The sequence below is a fragment of the uncultured Nostoc sp. genome (genome assembly GCF_964247315.1).
GTDB lineage: Bacteria > Cyanobacteriota > Cyanobacteriia > Cyanobacteriales > Nostocaceae > Nostoc.
The window spans coordinates 71527-87643 of sequence record NZ_CAXTTT010000005.1 but is presented as its reverse complement, the minus strand read 5'-3'; the positions used below and the strand labels follow the sequence as shown (position 1 = coordinate 87643).

Annotated in this window: 16 protein-coding genes and 3 pseudogenes; 15 read left to right on the top strand and 4 right to left on the bottom strand. The window is 42.1% G+C overall.

The window, feature by feature from the left end:
• Nucleotides 1-71 precede the first annotated feature (71 nt).
• Nucleotides 72-1967 carry an ATP-binding protein gene (locus ACFE93_RS03140; protein WP_375471978.1) on the top strand — a complete coding sequence of 632 codons (1896 nt, stop codon included), beginning with the start codon at nucleotides 72-74 and terminating at the stop codon, nucleotides 1965-1967.
• A 96-nt stretch (nucleotides 1968-2063) separates the two neighbouring features.
• Here ACFE93_RS03140 and ACFE93_RS03135 read toward each other — a convergent pair.
• Nucleotides 2064-2396 (bottom strand): annotated as a pseudogene (locus ACFE93_RS03135) (dienelactone hydrolase family protein); the annotation flags it as partial.
• Nucleotides 2397-2671: 275 nt separating this feature from the next.
• Here ACFE93_RS03135 and ACFE93_RS03130 point away from each other — a divergent pair.
• Nucleotides 2672-3211, top strand: coding sequence for a DUF2267 domain-containing protein (locus ACFE93_RS03130; RefSeq protein WP_375471977.1), 540 nt, complete (start codon nucleotides 2672-2674; stop codon nucleotides 3209-3211).
• Here the strand turns inward: ACFE93_RS03130 and ACFE93_RS03125 are convergent, their stop codons facing one another.
• Nucleotides 3212-3364, bottom strand: a complete 153-nt coding sequence (locus ACFE93_RS03125) for a hypothetical protein (RefSeq protein ID WP_375471976.1) — start codon at nucleotides 3362-3364, stop codon at nucleotides 3212-3214.
• A 30-nt stretch (nucleotides 3365-3394) separates the two neighbouring features.
• On the opposite strand from ACFE93_RS03125, the gene ACFE93_RS03120 reads away from it, so the two are divergent.
• On the top strand, nucleotides 3395-3997 hold the full coding sequence (locus ACFE93_RS03120) for a hypothetical protein (RefSeq protein WP_375471975.1): 603 nt from the start codon (nucleotides 3395-3397) through the stop codon (nucleotides 3995-3997).
• Nucleotides 3998-4119: 122 nt separating this feature from the next.
• Nucleotides 4120-4689, top strand: a complete 570-nt coding sequence (locus tag ACFE93_RS03115) for a Uma2 family endonuclease (protein WP_375472004.1) — start codon at nucleotides 4120-4122, stop codon at nucleotides 4687-4689.
• A 33-nt stretch (nucleotides 4690-4722) separates the two neighbouring features.
• Here the strand turns inward: ACFE93_RS03115 and ACFE93_RS03110 are convergent, their stop codons facing one another.
• Both ACFE93_RS03110 and ACFE93_RS03105 read right to left on the bottom strand, forming a co-directional pair.
• Complete coding sequence (locus ACFE93_RS03110) at nucleotides 4723-6504, bottom strand: ATP-dependent endonuclease (RefSeq protein ID WP_375471974.1); 1782 nt, start codon at nucleotides 6502-6504, stop codon at nucleotides 4723-4725.
• Between the two features lie 194 nt (nucleotides 6505-6698).
• Nucleotides 6699-8051 (bottom strand): annotated as a pseudogene (locus ACFE93_RS03105) (site-specific integrase); the annotation flags it as partial.
• 178 nt (nucleotides 8052-8229) lie between these two features.
• Between ACFE93_RS03105 and ACFE93_RS03100 the strand changes: the two are divergent.
• The 11 genes and pseudogenes from ACFE93_RS03100 to ACFE93_RS03050 all read left to right on the top strand — a co-directional run.
• Nucleotides 8230-8421, top strand: a pseudogene (locus ACFE93_RS03100) (hypothetical protein); the annotation flags it as partial.
• 226 nt (nucleotides 8422-8647) lie between these two features.
• Nucleotides 8648-10183, top strand: coding sequence for a nitrogenase molybdenum-iron protein subunit beta (gene nifK / locus ACFE93_RS03095; protein ID WP_375471973.1), 1536 nt, complete (start codon nucleotides 8648-8650; stop codon nucleotides 10181-10183).
• A gap of 132 nt (nucleotides 10184-10315) precedes the next feature.
• Entirely contained in the window at nucleotides 10316-10663 is a 348-nt protein-coding gene (locus tag ACFE93_RS03090; protein ID WP_375471972.1) for a Mo-dependent nitrogenase C-terminal domain-containing protein, read from the top strand.
• 91 nt (nucleotides 10664-10754) lie between these two features.
• Entirely contained in the window at nucleotides 10755-12134 is a 1380-nt protein-coding gene (nifE, locus tag ACFE93_RS03085) for a nitrogenase iron-molybdenum cofactor biosynthesis protein NifE (protein WP_375471971.1), read from the top strand.
• A complete protein-coding gene (locus ACFE93_RS03080) occupies nucleotides 12134-12292 on the top strand; it encodes a hypothetical protein (protein ID WP_375471970.1) in 159 nt (52 codons plus the stop codon). Before nifE ends, ACFE93_RS03080 begins: the two co-directional genes overlap by 1 nt.
• Nucleotides 12292-13629 (top strand): nitrogenase iron-molybdenum cofactor biosynthesis protein NifN, encoded by a 1338-nt coding sequence (gene nifN, locus ACFE93_RS03075; RefSeq protein WP_375471969.1) that lies wholly within the window; start codon nucleotides 12292-12294, stop codon nucleotides 13627-13629. The genes ACFE93_RS03080 and nifN overlap by 1 nt, the downstream gene beginning before the upstream one ends.
• Before the next feature lie 42 nt (nucleotides 13630-13671).
• Complete coding sequence (gene nifX, locus ACFE93_RS03070) at nucleotides 13672-14085, top strand: nitrogen fixation protein NifX (RefSeq protein ID WP_375471968.1); 414 nt, start codon at nucleotides 13672-13674, stop codon at nucleotides 14083-14085.
• Nucleotides 14082-14558 (top strand): NifX-associated nitrogen fixation protein, encoded by a 477-nt coding sequence (locus ACFE93_RS03065; RefSeq protein ID WP_375471967.1) that lies wholly within the window; start codon nucleotides 14082-14084, stop codon nucleotides 14556-14558. The genes nifX and ACFE93_RS03065 overlap by 4 nt, the downstream gene beginning before the upstream one ends.
• A gap of 114 nt (nucleotides 14559-14672) precedes the next feature.
• Entirely contained in the window at nucleotides 14673-14888 is a 216-nt protein-coding gene (locus ACFE93_RS03060; RefSeq protein WP_375471966.1) for a CCE_0567 family metalloprotein, read from the top strand.
• Nucleotides 14885-15202 carry a nitrogenase-stabilizing/protective protein NifW gene (gene nifW / locus ACFE93_RS03055; RefSeq protein ID WP_334909873.1) on the top strand — a complete coding sequence of 106 codons (318 nt, stop codon included), beginning with the start codon at nucleotides 14885-14887 and terminating at the stop codon, nucleotides 15200-15202. The genes ACFE93_RS03060 and nifW overlap by 4 nt, the downstream gene beginning before the upstream one ends.
• A 10-nt stretch (nucleotides 15203-15212) precedes the next feature.
• Nucleotides 15213-16019: a ThiF family adenylyltransferase gene (locus ACFE93_RS03050; RefSeq protein ID WP_375471965.1), complete on the top strand. Its 807-nt coding sequence runs from the start codon at nucleotides 15213-15215 to the stop codon at nucleotides 16017-16019.
• Nucleotides 16020-16117: the final 98 nt, after the last annotated feature.

Here is a 16117-nt window from a genome sequence, read left to right as displayed (position 1 = left end):
TATTAGATGTACGCGTAGATGCAGCCCGCCTTAGGCATCGCAAAACTCTTGCCAAGTATTTCTGGGATCAGATGCAGACCTATGACTTGACTTATATTGGTATCGGATTAACGACGGGTGAAGGAATTGGAGCCGCTAATTATGATGGCAAAACGATCACCATTGATGATTGGACTGCTAAACCTCCAAACAATGTCTACACCTACGCTACTAATGAGCAAGGCAATCAAACTCAGGTTAATGCTCGGTGGAGTTGGGACAACTTCAGTGAATCTTGGTACACCGAACCTATCGCCGCTGGTAAACCCATTTGGGCAAAGATTGTAACTGGAAATTATTATCCCACTGGCCCCTACATCGCCGCCTCTGCTAGCCGTCCGATCTATGATGCACAAAATCGCTTACTGGGAATGATTGCAACGGACATTCACTTGCTGAAACTCAGCGATTTTTTACGCAGTTTAGATGTTAGTCAGTCTGGGCAGGTATTCCTTTTAGAGCGGGATGGCATGTTAGTCGCCAGTTCTGGCACAGAGAAGCCCTTTACCCTCGTTAATCAAAAAGTTCAGAGATTGCGAGCGATCGATAGCTCCAACCCAATGATACAGAACATTGCCAGACACCTCCAAACCTTCAACGGGTTTGCATCCATCACCCAAGACACAGATTTTCAGCTTGAGGTGCAGAGAGAACAGCACTTTGTCCATGTTATACCTTGGCGTGACAAGTATGGCTTGGATTGGCTGCTGGTGGTGAGTGTGCCAAAAAACGCATTCATGGCGCAAATTAACGCCAACACGCACACCACGATCGCCCTTTGTTTGGGCGCATTAGTTGTTGCCTCAGCGATGGGCGTGTTTACCTCTCATTGGATTGTACGCCCAATTCTGCGCTTGAATTGGGCAAGTGAGGCAATGGCATCTGGCAATCTAAATCAGACAGTAGAAACTAGCGGCATTCGAGAACTTAATACTCTGTCTAACTCTTTCAACCACATGGCAGGACAACTGCATGAATCGTTTACGGCTTTAGAAAAAAGCAAGGAAGAACTAGAAGAACGCGTAGAAGAACGTACCACTGAACTTAAAAATACATTAGAGGAATTGCAGCGCAGTCAATCTCAAGTTATTCAAAGTGAAAAAATGTCTAGTTTGGGACAACTAGTTGCTGGAGTTGCACACGAAATTAATAATCCAGTTAACTTTATTCATGGCAACCTCGCCCATGTGCAGGAATATACGCAGGATTTATTAGCACTTATGCAGTTGTATCAGCAATATCATCCCTACCCTGTTGCTGAAATTCAAACTGTTGCTGAAGAAATCGATCTGGAGTTTTTGCAGTCAGACTTACCAAAATTATTGTCTTCTATGAAAGTGGGCACCGATCGCATTCGCCAAATTGTACTGTCACTGCGGAATTTCTCTCGCATTGATGAAGCGGAATTTAAAAGGGTCGATATTCATGAGGGCATCGACAGTACTTTGATGATTTTGCAGCACCGCCTCAAAGGTAAACCAGAACAACCTGAAATTGAGGTGATTAAAGACTATGGAACTGTACCCCCAGTCGAATGCTATGCTGGACAACTTAATCAGGTATTTATGAATATTTTAGTAAATGCTATTGATGCGTTAGAAGAAAATAATACCAAGCGTACCTATCAGGAGATTGAGAACAATCGCAGTCAAATTAAGATTCGCACATCCGTAGTTAATTCAACGTGGCTGCAAGTGGCGATCGCTGATAACGGAGTTGGTATTTCCAAAGAATTTCAGCAACGAATATTCGATCCCTTTTTCACCACCAAACCCATTGGCAAAGGAACCGGAATGGGTATGTCCATCAGCTACCAAATTGTCACAGAAAAACATGGTGGTAAACTGGAGTGCTTTTCAACTCCTGGAAAAGGAACCGAGTTTATCATTCAAATTCCTCTGCAGCTAAAGGTTCATGGAGTGGTTTAACTTAATGCTAATTTGGAATTACTATATCATCTAGCTATTATTACGGTAGTCAATCGTTATGTAGGATTTTAATATACATATAAATAGTAAAAATCAGTAGATATCTTGATACTTTACTTGTTGATAGTATTCCAAGCCCAGCCGATAGGCTTCTGGGCTATACCCAACATCTTCAGGGCTAAAATCAGCCTCAAAACCGGGAGCAATACGTTGATACATCGCCGGAGCAATTGCTACATAACCTTGTTTAGCGATTAGTTCAGTAATATCTCGAATATTACTGTTGATTCCAAAAATTTCTGGAAAAACTATAACCGCCCCAAAGGTTCCCTTTTGTGCTGGTTGAGCTAAGTAAGCATCGATTTCTAAGTCATTATTAGGTATTTTGACATAGCAAGTGTTGATTCCAATGTTTGTTGTTTCTAGCATCTTCGTTTTGACAAAATTTATACCAATTCATCTATTTTGACTATTTTTCAACACCAATGGGCGATGTCTACTACGGGCATAAACATCAGCGATCGCAATCGCTACACAACTGACTTGCGCGTGTTAATGCCAAATATCTCAGTTGATCAGCTAAATTTCTGACTTTTGAATAGGTGGTATTTCAAACTTCTGGATGATGCTAAGGGTTTTTGATTTGTGCGATTTTACATAAGGTAAGCATAAAGACTCAATATTAAAAAGCACAAGAAAAAACAATGCCTGATGAATCATTTAGAACAAATGTTCCAGAAATTGACCCAACGGAGATTGAAGATTCTCGAACTGTAATCCCTGACGAACATCGTTCATTTCTAGAAAAAGTCCAGGTCAAAGCTGGATTTGCAGATCCCTATGATGCAAGAGACTTTACCGAAGTTGTGTTTCGCGTGATGCGCGACGTAATGACCACAGAAGCCAGCGATCGCGTCGAGGCAGAACTGCATACAGAGGCTGTGCCTACTGATGAGAAAGCACTTCAGTTTGAAGTGTCCGATCTCTGGAAAGACACCAATCCAATTGTGGGATTTTTAAGCCGGATTCGTCCACCCTTTAAAGGCCCAGGTATCTTCAATATCGATTCCGATCGCTTCCTGTTCCGAGTTGCTAATGAAAGTGGAATGCCGCGATCGGTCGATCGAGAACAAGCGGTTAAAGCAGTATTTTCTGCCACCAAAGACGAGCTTTCCGAAGAGCGAATTCAGGAAATTGCTAGCTGGCTACCTGACTATGTACGTCAGCTTTGGGAGCAGGCTTAATTAGAAGGTCAAAAAAGTCAAGCCTGTTTGTGAGTAGCGATCGCAAACAGGTTTTCTATATAATAGGTTTACTGATTCACTGCCAATCACTTCACAAGCTTCACTATTTGGTTCACTACTGGGCGTGGTTTGCGGCGATAATCTGACTTGCATGTTCCACCAGTCATCCCGTACTCATCACTTATGCCTTATAGTCAGTTTACAACTATCAGTAAAGTTAAAGAGGCTTTTGGGTTAAAAACACAGGAGGGTGGGCGATTCATTCCTGCCACCGAACCTATTGAATCATCTGCTACACTGACGGCATATCTTGAAGAAAGTCTACCACTTGCTTCTTCAGCAAGTGAAAAAGCTCGTTCCGAAGGAATAATTTACCCTGTATTATTAGAAGTTAGACGGATATTAAATCGCCAAATTAGCTTATTTTCTGGAGAAGATTTTACAGTCGATGAGGCAGTTGGACTGAATGGAATGTGTGATTTTCTTTTGAGTCGTTCGCCGGAAGTACTAGAAATTGAAGCGCCTGCAATTGTCATTGTAGAAGCAAAAAAAGCAGATTTAAGAACTAGGTTTGGACAATGTATTGCAGAAATGGTTGCAGCACAAAAATTCAACGCCGCCAAAAATCGTCCAGTTGCCGTAATCTATGGTTCTATTAGCAGTGGTACGCAATGGCGATTCCTGAAGCTGGAGGATAATCTTGTCACTATCGACTTGATCGATTATCCTCTCCCACCAGTGGAACAAATTCTTGGATTTTTTGTTTGGATGGTGCAAAACAGTTGATAGATGGTTGCCATTGACGTAGCCTGCCGCAGGCATCGCATTGGAGTATGATATTACCTCACAAGCAAATCTGTGACAAAATAATATTGTTGTCTTATAGCCAATGCGATCGCTTACAACCTATGATTTCTACCATCTCGCGCCGCTACAGCTTGGATGAATATCGTGCGATCGAAGAAAAAGCTGAAGGACGCAGCGAATATCGAGATGGAGAAATTGTACCCATGCCCGGAGGAACCCTCAAACACAGCCGTATCGGTCGGAACATTCTGACCTATTTTAGTACTATGATGCGCGATACTCAATTCGAGCCAATTAACAGCGATTTACGGCTGTGGATTCCTGAATATCGACGTGGGGTATATCCAGATGTAATGATTTTTGACGGCGAACCGCAACTAAATGGTGAACGTTTAGATGAAGTCTTAAATCCCATTTTGATTGTTGAAGTTCTATCTCCTTCCACCGCAGATTACGACCGACTCAGTAAATTTCGGATGTATCGCTCAATTGCGAGTTTTAGCAAATATTTATTAGTCGAGCAGGATGAACCTTTTGTGGAACGCTACAGTAAACAAGACAAAGGTTGGTTGCTCAGTGATTTTAGCGGCTTAGAGCTATCTCTTGCTTTGGATTCAGTTAGTATTGATTTGCCGATGGCGGAAATTTATCGCGGCATTGTTTTTGAGTAAATCAATAGACGCTACAGGAGAGATGTGATCGCACTATTGATCTTCCAAACCTATAAGATACTCCTGAATCTCCTTGATAAATTTCCAGGGATATTCATTGTCATTAACTTCGAGTCCGGGAAGCATTAACAAGGCTTTTGTAATCCATCCCCGTTTATCATCTGTTGTATAAGGAATACCTCGATGTGTGAGCATTGACTCTAACTCACCACATGGATTGATGAATAGCCCTCTTTCTGAACAGGTTTTCCATAAATCGTCAAAGCTAGATTGTAATTCTGGTGGCAAGGCTGCTCGCCCTTTCTCCTTGAAATCCTTCCAGTTCTTGGTCGAGTCTGCAATTTCTCTAGCTCGACGTTCAATTTGGCTCAATAATTTTTCTTTTTCAGATTTAGCTTCGCCATCAGAAGCAAAAGCTTTACCTTGTACCTCGTTGAGAGAGGCTAATAGTGTTGTCATTTGCTCTTTGACCTTCTTTAACCTCTCATCACAAGGAAGTTCTTTAGCTGCTTTTGCAATTTCTTCACGAATAGTCAGCATTCGAGTAATGCCTTCTTCACTGAATTTTAGAGCCTCTAGCTGCTTTTTAAATTCTGCCGGGTTATTTAACACATCAAAATCAACAATTCCTACGCAGCGCACTCCCATATCCCGATACAGTGTGGTAATCCGTGGAACAGTTTGCTTGTTATCTGCATTAACGAAATATAAATCAATATTATTTTTCCGCTTGTTAGAGGCAGTTTGGTAAAACCGCCCATCACTATCTGCTTCTACCACAACTACACCGGAGTAAAAAAGTCCGTCCAGAACACGAGATGAACTCAATAGAGGATCGTTCACTAATTCCCGTAAGCGATTTGGGTCAAGTGTATTGAAATAGTTGGTTTCATCTCTACGGTCAATCCGAATAATAGTGAGATCGGTTGTCTTGCTTAAAAGACCACGCAGTAAGTCGGCGCTGTGTGTAGCTAAAATTATTTGGCGTTTACTGTTTGCTTGTTCTGCAATAAACTCACCTATCCGGAAAGCTTGGGGCGGAGCAAGAAAAGCCTCTGGTTCATCGATTAGAAATACGTTTCGTTTAATCGCCAACAATGCAGTGGTAATTCCTACAAAACTTCTGATTCCATCCCCTTGATCATCCAACTTGTCATATCCCTGCATTGGCTGTCTAGCATCTCTTGGATCTGAAGGAATTAAACTAAAATCATTTCCAACTCGAAGAAGTAATCGCTGCGGTACAGTGAAATCTAACTTAATTTCTTTGCCAAAAGCACGCTTGACTAATTTTTGTATATCATTCTCTAGAGAACTTTCTGCATTATAGAAAGTTTGCAGCAGATTTGCTTCTTGTCTTTCATGGGCTGCACTAGCAGCTTCTTTTACCAGTTGAAGACGGTGTTCTGTGGTGATAAATGCAACCATAGCAATACCAAAATACTCGGCAAACATGGATTTATTAGATAAAATATGGGAAATTACCTCATCTTCTTCAGACCAAAAGTTTGCACTGACTTGGTGTTCCTGGGACAGTTCAGGAGCTAGTATACGAAACATCCAGCTGGTATATTCGTCTTGGTAGCGTTTCAAACTGTAGGCTTCGCATAGCTCTTGTAGATTCTGTGGGGTTGTCCACTCAACATCGCTAACAACAACAGCAGGTAGAGGTGTACTTTTTGTGGTTTTTTGAGCAATGTCTTTTAAAGTACGGCTTTTTCCAGCATTATTCGGGCCAATAATAACGGTAAGGTTTCCTGGTTCAACCTCTTCTCCATTGTTGAATACGATCCGGGTCAGTTTGTAAATATACATTAACAATATTTTGCTTGCAGAGCGAATACTCTGAATAGTCTAACAGCTACATAGCTTTGATGACTTTACAGGTAACATTAGACTACTGTCTTTACAGATAACAGTCAGAAATATAACTATTTATTATACGGAAATTTAAAGAGTAAGTTAGTAGCGTGCGTTATCGTGCAGCGTAACGCACCACATCATTTTTATTAACAAATTTCACTCCGCTTATAAACTAGCTCCATCTTCAACTTCTCAATCTCCAATCTCAATTTATCATTCTCTATCCTCAACTTAGCATTCTCCTCCCTAATCAAGTCAACTTCATTCCTCTTACTCAACGCCTGATTAATCGCCAACTTCCGCATATCTAATGAGAACCAACGCTGATAAGTTTGCGTATGAACTTGCACACTATGCCCCAAATTATCCGCCGCCGCTTTAATTGGTATCCCCAAAATATGCGCCCGAATTGCCCAAGCGTGACGTAAATCATAGGGTTTAAAATCCAATCCTATTTTACGAAACCACCAGCTAACTCGCTGTGTTAACGCCGTTATATCCGCATGATTAGTGTTATCTTTTTTAGCGATCGCACTTTTCAACATCTCTAAATATTTCGGATTTTTCAAATCAAAGTCATCAATCCATTGCCTATATAATGGTAATGCTTGTCTTTCACCAGTCTTACAATCTTTATGAACTTTCCATGTTAAATCTACATTTTCTTGACTCAACCACCAATCAATATCAGGATTTATAAAAAGTTCTCGTGGACGTAAACCAAAAACTGCTAACATTCCATACGTCCAGCGCCAAAGTTGCCAACTATTTTGAACATTTTGATTAACTTGATTACCTCTGTTATTCAGATAATCTTCAAATTTAATAATTCCCTCAGCTATTTCCACATCTGTAGGGATATTGCGGGAATTATTCTCTGGCATTTTGGAATATTTAGATAAATCAATTTTGATGTTGAATGTCACACAAAATGCAGCGATCGCTCTAGCTGCATTATACTTAGCCCATTCCTTATCGACTTGTTCAATTGAACTTATCAGATTTTCAGCAGTTGCCAAGTCTTTGGGATTCGTAAATCTCTTGGTTCTGGAAAAGTAATAAAAAAAAGTATGTTTGCTTTTAGTTGTACGTTTGTGAGTTTTAAAATACTCTTCTTCAAAATTTTCGAGTAATTCTCCTATGGTTTGAAAATCTTTTCTAATTGCTTCATTACCTAAATATTTATCATTCCATTCAAACGTTTTACGAGCGATTAACTTCCCTAATTCATAGGCTTCTTCCTCAGCCGTCTTGAGTCCATCCAAGTTAGAGGGAATATTCAAACTGAGATTGTATTGTTTTCTCCCAGTACCATTACTATCTTTGTCTCCCGGCTTAATTGGTAACGTTGCCCGTAATTGCAGACTTCCATTCGATTCTCTAATTGTCACCTTTGCCTTTGCAGACTTCAAACGCAGATTAACTTGCTCTAATTCTAGTAGTACTTTCGTTCTCATGTGTTCTTTTTGCTGCTGTGCTTGCAGAGATGAGCAAAAAAACGGGCGATTTTTTAATCACCTTGGCTCAGGACAACATTTAGATGATGCGTTAGTCCTGAACCTAATTATGCTGTGTTTTTAGCCTATATTTAGCCTAAAAATAAATGTGTTATCAGCGAACAATGTTTATCGCTGACACTGTTTACTGCAAACATTAGACTGTTGAAAAGAATTAAACCACAAAAAGGATTACTCCGGCCCTTATCACGGTTACGATGGCTTCGCCATCTTCGCACGTGACATGGACTTGGCACTTAACAGCCCAACCTGGGGATTAATTGGCGCTCCTTGGAATGAAAAAGCTAACGCTAAGAAAGCTGTAGCTAAAGCTGAAGCTGAAGCTAAAGTTGAAGCTAAAGCTGCCGTCTAGGGAAATGGGAGCTAGATAAGTAAGGATAACCTGGGGCTAAAACCCCAGAGGGGAGTTGGGAATCCAAAATTCAAAACTGAAAAATTAAAATTTCTTTTGATTTTTGCATTTTGAATTTTGAATCATATTCCCACTCCCTAGTACAGACGCGATTAATCGCGTCTCTACCGCCTCAAATCCTTATTCCTCCATCAGTAAAGAATTCAGTAAGCTTGGAGATCCAAAAATGCCTCAGAATCCCGAAAAAATTCAAGACCACGTAGAGTTATTCCACCAACCAGAGTACAAACAGCTATTTGAAAACAAAAAGCAGTTTGAAAATGCTCACGAAACCGAAGAAGTACAACGGGTTGCAGAGTGGACGAAGGGTTGGGATTATCGTGAAAAGAACTTCGCTCGTGAAGCTTTAACTGTTAACCCTGCTAAAGGCTGCCAACCATTGGGAGCAATCTTTGCTGCTGTTGGTTTTGAAGGTACTCTACCTTTTGTTCAAGGTTCTCAAGGTTGCGTTGCTTATTTCCGCACCCACTTAACCCGTCACTACAAAGAACCATTTTCTGGTGTATCTTCTTCAATGACTGAAGATGCAGCCGTGTTTGGTGGTCTGCAAAACATGATTGACGGGTTGGCTAACTCTTACCAACTTTACAAGCCCAAGATGATCGCTGTCTGCACCACCTGTATGGCAGAAGTAATCGGTGATGACTTACAGTCTTTCATCAACAACGCCAAGGAAGTTGGTTCAGTTCCTCAAGATTTCCCAGTACCTTACGCTCACACGCCTAGCTTTGTTGGTTCCCACATCACTGGTTACGACAACATGATGAAGGGAATTCTTTCTAACCTGACAGCAGGTCATAAGAAAGAAACCAGCAATGGTAAGATCAACTTCATCCCAGGTTTTGACACCTACGTAGGCAACAACCGGGAAATCAAACGGATTGCTTCCTTGTTCGGCTTTGACTACACCATTCTAGCTGACAACAGCGACTACCTGGATTCACCCAACACAGGTGAGTTCAATATGTACCCAGGTGGTACAAAGCTAGAAGATGCAGAAGATTCAATTAATGCTAAAGCTACGATCGCTCTGCAAGCACACTCTACGCTCAAAACCCGCGAGTACATCGAAAAAGAGTGGAAGCAACCAACCGCAGTTTGCCGTCCTTGGGGTATTAAGGGTACTGACGAGTTCTTGATGAAACTCAGCGAACTGAGTGGTATCCCCATTCCCGAACAATTGGAAATTGAACGCGGTCAGGCAGTTGATGCCATGACTGACTCCCACTCATGGATTCACGGCAAGCGCTTCGCTATCTACGGCGAACCAGATTTAGTATACAGCGTAGTTGGCTTTATGCTAGAAATGGGTGCTGAACCTGTGCATATCTTGGTTCACAACAGCAACGACGTATTTGAAGCAGAAATGAAAGAACTGCTTGCTTCTAGCCCCTTCGGTAGGAATGCAACTGTTTGGCCTGGTAAAGACTTGTGGCACATGCGTTCTCTAATGTTCACCGAACCAGTAGACTTCCTGGTTGGCAACACCTACGGTAAGTACCTATGGCGCGATACCAAGACTCCCCTGGTGAGAATCGGCTACCCCATCATGGATCGCCACCACCTACACCGCTACTCCACCATTGGTTATCAAGGTGTGATCAACTTGCTTAACTGGGTTGTAAATACTCTGTTTGAAGAAATCGATCGCAACACCAACATTCCTTCTAAGACAGATATTTCCTACGACTTGATTCGTTAGAAATTGCGTAGAAACACAACGCGTTAATTAAGGGCGGAAAATAATTCGTAATTCGTAATTCGTAATTCGTAATTCGTAATTATGAATTATTTTCCCCTTTTTCTTTCTAGCATTTACCCAAGGGATTTATCAATGGAAACCATCAATCACACTCACGAACATACTCACACTCATCCTCATCCTAATTACCATCCACCTAACCATAAAAAACCAGGGAAGTTCAACAATCTTCTCAATCCGTTGCGCCGTTTAGTGGATGGAATTCAGGTTAAAAATAATCGCATCGCTCATCTAATTTGCCAAACAATTCCTTGTTGTTGTCCCTTTGAGCGACAAATTAAATTATTTGGGAAGTCTATTGATATCCCACCACTATGTAAACTCAATCCTTTATATGACGAATTTGTCGGATTGCGTTTTCGCGCTCTATCTTACCTCACTGATGTATGTGGAGAGGATGTCACAAAATACATTTGCTAATTATTGGGCATTGGTTATTAGTCATTGGTAACTCACGAATGACAAAGGACAAATGACTAATGACAATTAACAATTAAGTACAATAAGAGAGATGAAAAGCACCCAAGGCAAAATCAACGAACTGCTGACTGAGACAGGATGCGAACATAATCAGCACAAACAAACAGAAAAGAAAAATAAATCTTGCGCTCAACAGGCACAACCTGGCGCGGCTCAAGGGGGCTGCGCTTTTGATGGTGCAATGATTTCCCTAGTGCCGATCGCAGATGCTGCTCATTTAGTCCACGGGCCGATCGCCTGTGCTGGTAATTCCTGGGGCAGTCGTGGTAGTCTGTCGTCTGGCCCGCAACTCTACAAAATGGGCTTTACCACTGACTTGGGTGAAAATGATGTCATCTTCGGTGGCGAAAAGAAACTCTACAAAGCAATTCTGGAACTCAAAGAGCGTTACCAACCAGCAGCAGTATTTGTCTATGCTACTTGCGTTACAGCCTTAATTGGCGATGACATGGATGCTGTCTGCAAAGCTGCGGCTGAGAAAATCGGTATTCCTGTTGTTCCCGTCATTGCCCCAGGATTCATTGGCAGTAAAAATCTCGGCAATCGTTTTGGTGGTGAATCTTTATTAGAATATGTTGTCGGTACAGCAGAACCGGAACATACAACGCCCTATGATATTAACTTAATCGGTGAATACAATATCGCCGGGGAAATGTGGGGAGTAACACCACTGTTAGAAAAATTAGGCATCCGTATTTTGTCTAAAATTACGGGTGATGCTCGCTACGATGAAATTCGCTACGCCCACCGCGCCAAGCTTAACGTCATGATCTGCTCACGAGCGTTGCTCAATATGGCGAGAAAGATGGAGGAGCGTTACAACATCCCATACATTGAAGAGTCTTTCTACGGCATCGATGATATGAATCGCTGTCTGCGAAACATTGCTGCTAAATTAGGCAATCCCGATTTACAGGAGCGGACAGAAAAGCTAATTGCAGAAGAAACGGCTGCTTTAGATTTGGCACTAGCTCCCTATCGCGCTCGACTCAAAGGTAAGCGGGTTGTTTTATATACAGGCGGTGTCAAGAGTTGGTCGATTATTTCAGCGGCTAGGGACTTGGGCATTGAAGTTGTTGCTACCAGTACTCGTAAAAGTACTGAAGAAGATAAAGCCAAAATCAAGAACTTGCTCGGCAACGATGGCATTATGTTGGAGAAGGGCAACGCTAAGGAATTGCTACAAGTGGTTAAAGACACCAAAGCAGATATGCTGATTGCTGGTGGACGTAACCAATACACCGCTTTGAAAGCTCGGATTCCTTTCCTTGATATCAACCAAGAACGCCATCATCCTTATGCAGGTTATGTGGGGATGATTGAAATGGCGCGGGAATTGTACGAAGCTCTGTATAGCCCGATTTGGGAACAAATACGCAAACCCGCTCCTTGGGACGAGGAGGAAGTTTAATGGCGGCTGTATCCTCGTTCCCAGACTCAGGCTGGGAACGCATTCCTGAAGGCTCTACCTTCTTTTTAGAGCAAATGAGGCAGAGCCTCACTGTCAGAACTCCCCGGCGGAGCCAGGGAACGAGAAAATCCGCGCTGTGGGATCAGGAGATAGTTTAATGGCGATCGTTACCACTTCTAACAAAGCACTGACAGTTAATCCCCTCAAGCAAAGTCAAGCTTTGGGTGCAACCTTAGCCTTTTTGGGATTGAAAGGGATAATGCCCTTATTTCACGGTTCTCAAGGTTGTACTGCTTTCGCCAAAGTTGTGCTGGTGCGGCATTTCCGGGAAGCGATTCCCCTAGCTACCACAGCGATGACGGAAGTTACTACAATCTTGGGTGGTGAAGAGAATGTGGAGCAAGCAATTCTGACTCTGGTGGAAAAAGCTAACCCAGAAATTATTGGTTTATGTAGTACTGGGTTGACTGAAACTAGAGGTGATGACATCGAGGGTTTTCTAAAAGAAATCCGTGCTCGCCACCCCGAATTGAATGATTTGACGATCGTTTTTGCACCTACCCCAGATTTTAAAGGTGCGTTGCAAGACGGCTTTACTGCTGCTGTCGAAAGCATCGTTCAGGAAATTCCTCGCGCAGGTGAAATCAGAACTGAACAAGTGACGATTTTGGCGGGTTCTGCTTTCACACCTGGGGATGTACAGGAAATCAAAGAGATAATTACATCCTTTGGATTAGTGCCGATCTTTGTACCTGACCTTGGCGCTTCCCTAGATGGTCATTTAGAGGATGGTTATAGTGCGGTTACAGTCAGTGGCACTACCTTAAAACAGCTACGAGAAGTAGGTAGTTCTGCTTTCACCATCGCATTAGGTGAAAGTATGCGGGAGGCTGCCAAGATTCTCGAAGAACGCTTTGACACACCTTATGAGGTGTTTAGCGAACTGACAGGATTAGAACCAGTAGATGAATTTATCCAAGCATTGGCGATTCTGAGCGGTAATAGCGTACCCGAAAAATACCGCCGCCAACGTCGTCAGTTGCAAGATGCGATGCTGGACACCCACTTTTACTTCGGTGCAAAACGAGTTTCCCTGGCGCTGGAACCAGATTTGCTGTGGTCAACAGTGCATTTCCTGCAATCGATGGGAGCGCAAATTCATGCGGCGGTGACAACTACGCGATCGCCACTACTAGAAAAACTCTCGGTTAAAAGCGTCACCATCGGCGATTTGGAAGACTTTGAGAGTTTAGCAGATGGCTCTGATTTGCTAATTGGTAACTCGAATGTTGGTGCGATCGCTAAACGACTGTCAATTCCTCTTTATCGTCTCGGATTGCCCATTTATGACCGCTTAGGTAATGGTCAATTTACCAAAGTTGGCTATCGCGGCACAATGGAACTTGTGTTTGGCATCGGCAACCTGTTTTTAGAGGCAGAAGAAGCGAGAGTTAAGCAGTTCCAAGAGTTAGGAATTGTAGGCGCTGAGTTTTGAATTAACGCTTCAAAATTCAAAATTTTAGAGAGGAGAATTACGATGAAGATTGCCTTTACGACAAGTGACGGAGTTCATATTAATACTCACTTTGGAGGCTCAGAACAAATTGATGTTTATGAAATTTCCGATGAAGGATATCAATTTGTAGAAGCTATCAAATTTAATTATGAAATCAAAGAAGAGAATAATGAGAGTAAACTCGCACCAAAAATTGAAGCATTAGGTGACTGCACAATTATTTATGTTTTGGCAATTGGTGGGAGCGCGGCTGCTCGGTTAATTAAGAAAGGTGTCACCCCAGTGAAGGCGCGATCGGAAGAGGACGAAATTAGCAAAGTACTAAACAAGCTAGTAAAAACCCTCAAAGGTAATCCTCCACCTTGGTTGCGTAAAGCTTTACAGCAAAAACCCTCAAACTTTGCCGATGAAGTTGAAAATGAAGCAACGGTATGACCACAAATAATAGTGTTAACGGAACTGCTACAACTGAAGTCTTGAACTCACCTTTCCTTAAGGTATTAATTAAACAAATCCGTGGTCAAGATAGTTATGGAGTTTATCGTAGTTGGTCGGATGAATTGATTCTCAAACCTTTTCTTGTCACCAAACAAAAGAAACGGGAAATCTCCATTGAGGGTGAAGTTGATCCGATAACTCAAGCACGGATTATGGCATTTTTTCGAGCTGTAGCTGCTGGGATTGAACAAGAAACAGGTTTGATATCTCAGGTTGTGGTTGATTTGAGCCATGAAGGATTTGGCTGGGCGCTAGTTTTTTCTGGTCGTCTTTTGTTAACTGTGAAAACCCTACGAGATGCTCATCGCTTTGGCTTTGACTCACTGGATAAATTAGCCGAAGAGGGAGAAAACTACGTCAAAAAAGGCATTGATTTGGCAAAGCGCTTTCCTGAAGTTGGCAAAATTTAAGGAGTTAGGAGTGAGGAGTTAAGTTAACTCTTAACTGATAATTCAGAATTTACAGTTATTAATTTATAACTTATAACTTCTAACTCCTAACTTTGAGATAAGGAGTGGTTGATTGTGCAAGCAGAAGAAACGAGTATTGAGGAAATACAAGGACAAATCAGACGGCTTAACAGCAAAGCAGGTCAAATGAAAATGGATCTGCATGATTTAGCTGAAGGTCTACCAACAGATTACAAACAACTTATGGATGTTGCGGCTGCAACTTATGAAATCTATCGCCAGTTAGATGAACTTAAGCAACATCTGAAACAATTGGAGAATGCTAAATGACTGGAACTATTGATGAATTCAAGAAGCTCGTAGATGCAGAAGAATTTTTTCAATTCTTTAACATGTCCTACGATTTAGAAGTTGTGAATGTAAATCGTCTACATATTCTGAAAAAATTTTCTCAATACATCCAGGAAATTGATGATAATTCTCCTGACTTGAGTCAAGAAGAGAAATTAAATCAATATTCTTTGGCTTTGCAAAAAGCTTATCAGGTATTTATCGAATCAACACCCCACGAACAAAAGCTGTTCAAAGTGTTTAACGACAAGCCGAAAAATGTAGTCACACTGACAGAAATCACTTCTGATTAGGAGGTATAAATTGGTTAACCTGACGCCTACCGAATTAGAACGCTATCGTCGCCAAATGATGCTTCCGAATTTTGGCGAAACAGCACAAAAGCGCCTAAAGTCAGCGACAGTTCTGGTTACAGGTGTGGGAGGATTAGGCGGTACGGCGGCGCTTTACTTAGCAGTAGCAGGCGTTGGGCGGCTAATCCTTGTCCGGGGTGGTGACTTGCGGCTAGATGATATGAATCGTCAGGTTCTGATGACTGATGATTGGGTAGGTAAGCCAAGGGTATTCAAAGCTAAAGAAACTCTGGATGCGATTAATCCTGATGTCCAAGTGGAAGCTGTTCATGATTACATCACCCCGGAAAATGTAGATTCGTTAGTGCAATCTGCCGATATGGCTCTTGATTGCGCCCACAATTTTACAGAGCGCAATTTGTTAAATGAAGCCTGTGTGCGATCGCGTAAGCCAATGGTAGAAGCCGCAATGAATGGGATGGAGGCTTACCTAACAACGATTATTCCTGGTGTGACTCCTTGCTTGTCTTGTCTGTTTCCAGAAAAGCCTGATTGGGATCAGCGCGGCTTTTCAGTTTTAGGCGCTGTTTCTGGGACACTAGCTTGTCTAACAGCTTTGGAAGCTATCAAGCTGATCACCGGGTTTAGTCAACCTCTATTGTCGCAATTGCTGACAATCGACTTAAATCGGATGGAATTTGCTAAACGCCGTTCTTATCGCGATCGCTCTTGTCCAGTATGCGGTAATAGTGCGCCTTGGAGACACGCTCAATCCAATTCGATAGAAGCCACAGAGATTGCACAAAATAGTCATTAGTCATTAGTCATTAGTCATTGGTCATTGGTCACTAGCAAAAGACAAAGGACAAATGACAATCCACATCTGAAATCAGAACAACTAATCGCTACAAATCA

Bases quoted from the DNA above. Each gene is read 5' to 3' on its own strand.
- nifX (WP_375471968.1), top strand. From the start codon at position 13,672: ATGAAGATTGCCTTTACGACAAGTGACGGAGTTCATATTAATACTCAC.
- nifW (WP_334909873.1), top strand. From the start codon at position 14,885: ATGACTGGAACTATTGATGAATTCAAGAAGCTCGTAGATGCAGAAGAA.
- ACFE93_RS03110 (WP_375471974.1), bottom strand. From the start codon at position 6,504: ATGTATATTTACAAACTGACCCGGATCGTATTCAACAATGGAGAAGAG.
- ACFE93_RS03065 (WP_375471967.1), top strand. From the start codon at position 14,082: ATGACCACAAATAATAGTGTTAACGGAACTGCTACAACTGAAGTCTTG.
- ACFE93_RS03090 (WP_375471972.1), top strand. From the start codon at position 10,316: ATGGAAACCATCAATCACACTCACGAACATACTCACACTCATCCTCAT.
- ACFE93_RS03115 (WP_375472004.1), top strand. From the start codon at position 4,120: ATGATTTCTACCATCTCGCGCCGCTACAGCTTGGATGAATATCGTGCG.
- nifE (WP_375471971.1), top strand. From the start codon at position 10,755: ATGAAAAGCACCCAAGGCAAAATCAACGAACTGCTGACTGAGACAGGA.
- ACFE93_RS03120 (WP_375471975.1), top strand. From the start codon at position 3,395: ATGCCTTATAGTCAGTTTACAACTATCAGTAAAGTTAAAGAGGCTTTT.
- ACFE93_RS03130 (WP_375471977.1), top strand. From the start codon at position 2,672: ATGCCTGATGAATCATTTAGAACAAATGTTCCAGAAATTGACCCAACG.
- ACFE93_RS03140 (WP_375471978.1), top strand. From the start codon at position 72: ATGCAGACCTATGACTTGACTTATATTGGTATCGGATTAACGACGGGT.
- nifN (WP_375471969.1), top strand. From the start codon at position 12,292: ATGGCGATCGTTACCACTTCTAACAAAGCACTGACAGTTAATCCCCTC.
- ACFE93_RS03080 (WP_375471970.1), top strand. From the start codon at position 12,134: ATGGCGGCTGTATCCTCGTTCCCAGACTCAGGCTGGGAACGCATTCCT.
- nifK (WP_375471973.1), top strand. From the start codon at position 8,648: ATGCCTCAGAATCCCGAAAAAATTCAAGACCACGTAGAGTTATTCCAC.
- ACFE93_RS03125 (WP_375471976.1), bottom strand. From the start codon at position 3,364: ATGCAAGTCAGATTATCGCCGCAAACCACGCCCAGTAGTGAACCAAAT.